This window comes from Gordonia sp. (in: high G+C Gram-positive bacteria) (genome assembly GCF_012515855.1).
Lineage (GTDB): Bacteria > Actinomycetota > Actinomycetes > Mycobacteriales > Mycobacteriaceae > Gordonia.
In genome coordinates this window covers 1-3,069 of record NZ_JAAYXO010000246.1, presented here as the reverse complement: position 1 = coordinate 3,069, position 3,069 = coordinate 1, and the positions used below count along the sequence as shown (strand labels likewise).

General features: G+C 63.3%; 4 protein-coding genes. All 4 read left to right on the top strand.

The features are described 5' to 3' along the window. On the top strand, positions 1–187 hold a 187-nt coding region (locus GX543_RS17475; RefSeq protein WP_290853767.1), incomplete at its 5' end, for a DUF4244 domain-containing protein. A gap of 29 nt (positions 188–216) precedes the next feature. Further along, entirely contained in the window at positions 217–534 is a 318-nt protein-coding gene (locus tag GX543_RS17470; protein ID WP_290853765.1) for a hypothetical protein, read from the top strand. Between the two features lie 52 nt (positions 535–586). Further along, positions 587–910, top strand: coding sequence for an Rv3654c family TadE-like protein (locus GX543_RS18840; RefSeq protein WP_366929089.1), 324 nt, complete (start codon positions 587–589; stop codon positions 908–910). A 63-nt stretch (positions 911–973) separates the two neighbouring features. Then, positions 974–3,069: type I DNA topoisomerase (gene topA, locus GX543_RS17465; RefSeq protein WP_290853763.1), on the top strand; the 2,096-nt coding region annotated here is incomplete at its 3' end.

Here is a 3,069-nt window from a genome sequence, read left to right as displayed (position 1 = left end):
TGACAGTCTTCGATCGTGGTGGAGCTCTCGAACGCAGGGCGACCGCGGAGCCGTCACCGCAGAATACGCTGTCGTGATCATGGGCGCGGTCGCATTTGCGGGGTTGCTCGTCGTCATTCTTGGCTCAGAGGAGGTGCGTGGCATGCTCGTCGATCTGGTGCAGCGCGCCCTCGGCAGCGCGGGGTGAATCGGGTGGCATCGCACGACCGAGGCAGTGTGACCGCGGAATTCGCGGTGGTGCTGCCGGCCATGCTTGCGGTGCTCGCGGTGGTGCTTTCGTCACTGATGCTGGCAACCCAGCGACTCAGCCTCGGAGCATCCGCAGCGGAGATCGCACGGCACGAAGCTCGGGGTGACCACGCGACCGCAGGGATGCACCTCGCTCGTGTCGGAAACGCGGTGACCGTGGAACGAACACTGCATGGTGCCCTGCACTGCGTCACCCTGCGCAGCGCTCCCGCTGCGGGGCTCCTCGCAGCGCTCGAAGTGTCCGCGACACGCTGCGCAGCGGTGAGCACCGAGGAAACGGCGTGAAGCCCTACCGCACGCGCGCGGGTAAGGGTTTCGGGAATGCCTCGGAGACCGCGTGAGCGCGCCGATCCTGGTCGCTGTTGCTGGCGGTGCGCTCACGATTGGGCTTGCCGTGGTCGCAGCGTCGGGCGCACTCGAAGCCTCTGGTCGAGCGTCGACCGCGGCAGACGCCGCCGCGCTCGCCGCAGCCGACGCACTCACCGGGTGGGTGGCGGCAGATCCCTGCGACCTTGCCGCGCAGGTTGCGTTCGCTCACGATGTGGTGCTCGACACGTGCGATACTGATGTGGCCAGCGGCCAGGTTCGTGTCAGGGTGAGCGTGCAGACTATCTTCAAGAGGGTGCACGCGCGTGCTCGGGCAGGGCCTTCCGTGGCATAGAGTGGTGCCCCAGAGCACAACAACGATCCGCACACCACACCACGTACTGTAAGAAGGAGCGCAGTGGGCGCGAAGAAACTGGTCATCGTCGAGTCGCCAACCAAGGCGAAAACCATCGGCGGATACCTCGGCGACGACTACGAAGTCATCGCATCGGTCGGTCATATCCGTGACCTCGCTGAACCGTCTGAACTGCCAACTGAGCTGAAGAAAGGCCCCTTCGGCAAGTTCGCGGTAGACGTCGAGCAAGACTTCGCCCCGTACTACGTGGTCAATGCCAACAAGAAAAAGACGGTCACCGAGCTCAAGCGGGCCCTGAAAGATGCGGACGAGCTGTGGCTCGCAACCGATGAAGACCGCGAGGGAGAAGCGATCGCGTGGCACCTTCTCGAGGTGCTGAAACCGAAGGTCCCCGTACGGCGCATGGTGTTTCACGAGATCACCAAAGAAGCCATCGAAGCCGCGAAGCAGAACACGCGCGACCTCGACATTGCGCTTGTCGACGCGCAAGAAACTCGCCGCATCCTCGATCGTCTCTACGGCTACGACATTTCACCGGTGCTGTGGCGCAAAGTCGCTCCAAAGCTGTCCGCTGGGCGTGTGCAGTCCGCGGCTACCCGACTTGTGGTCGATCGCGAACGCGAGCGCATGGCCTTCGTGCCCGCCGAGTATTGGGGCCTGACCGCCCAATTCTGCCCGGCCCCCGGTGCGCCGGACGATCAGAAAGCCTTCGAAGCGAAGCTGGTGCGTCTCGGTGGGGAGCGTCTTGCCACCGGCTCCGACTTTGACGATGCCGGTCAACTGAAGCCGAAAGCGCAGCAGGCAGGCGTTGTGCTGTTGTCGCAGACACGTGCCGAAGCACTCGCTACCGCACTCACCGCACTTGATTCGGCGACCGTGCAGTCCATCGAGACAAAGCCACACACTCGCCGGCCCGCCGCGCCGTTCACCACGTCGACGCTGCAGCAGGAGGCCTCGCGAAAACTGCGGTACAGCTCGCGCCAGACGATGTCGTACGCACAGTCGCTGTACGAGAACGGGTACATCACCTATATGCGAACCGATTCGCCTGCACTGTCAACGCAGGCGATTCAGGCCGCCCGCGCACAAGCGGCGGAACTCTACGGTGCTGACACCGTGCCCGATGCGCCACGCGTGTACACCGGCAAAGCGAAGGGTGCACAGGAAGCACACGAAGCAATCCGACACGCAGGTGATCGATTTGCGAAGCCGAGCGAGCTGAAGCAGAAGCTGAACGCCGGTGAGTTTGCGCTCTACGACCTGATTTGGAAGCGCACCGTGGCGAGCCAGATGGCTGACGCGAAAGGCTCCACTGACACCGTCACGATCGGCGTTGAGGTGGCGGAGCCCGCTGCTGGCGCGGTGGCCGCAGAATTCACCGCAAGCGGCACCGTCATCACCTTCCCGGGCTTCTTGCTCGCATACGAAGAGGGCAAAGACGAGAAGCGCTCGCCGAAAGATCAGAGCGTCGACCTGCCTCAACTCACCGCACAGCAGCGCATCGACATGCGCGAGGTTGAAGCGAAGGGGCACGAAACGAGCCCTCCGCCTCGCTACACTGAGGCAAGCCTGACGAAACGGCTCGAAGACCTGGGGATCGGCCGACCATCGACCTATGCGTCGATCATCAGCACGATCTCCGACCGTGGCTACGTCACGAAAAAGGGTCAGGCTCTCGTGCCGAGCTGGATCGCCTTCTCGGTCGTTCGCCTCTTGGAAGAGCACTTCTCGGAACTCGTGAACTACGATTTCACGGCCGAAATGGAGGCAGATCTCGACCGAATCGCCGCCGGCGAAGAGAACCGTGCCCACTGGTTGCGCGAGTTTTACTTCGGGAGCGACAGCCACCCAGGGCTACGCGGTGTGGTCGATAACCTCGGTGAGATTGACGCCCGAGCCATCAACACGATTCGCATCGACGACGAAATTTCTCTTCGCAACGGCAAGTACGGCCCCTACCTTGAGGTGTACGACGACAAATGTGAGGTCGGCGAAGACGGCGCACTCAAGCCCCGCAGCGTGAACATACCCGACGGCCTCGCCCCAGACGAACTGACTCCGGCACGAGCGCACGAACTCGCCGATGCCGAGCCACTCGAAGACCGTGTCGTCGGCATGCACCCCGAAACCGGCAAGCG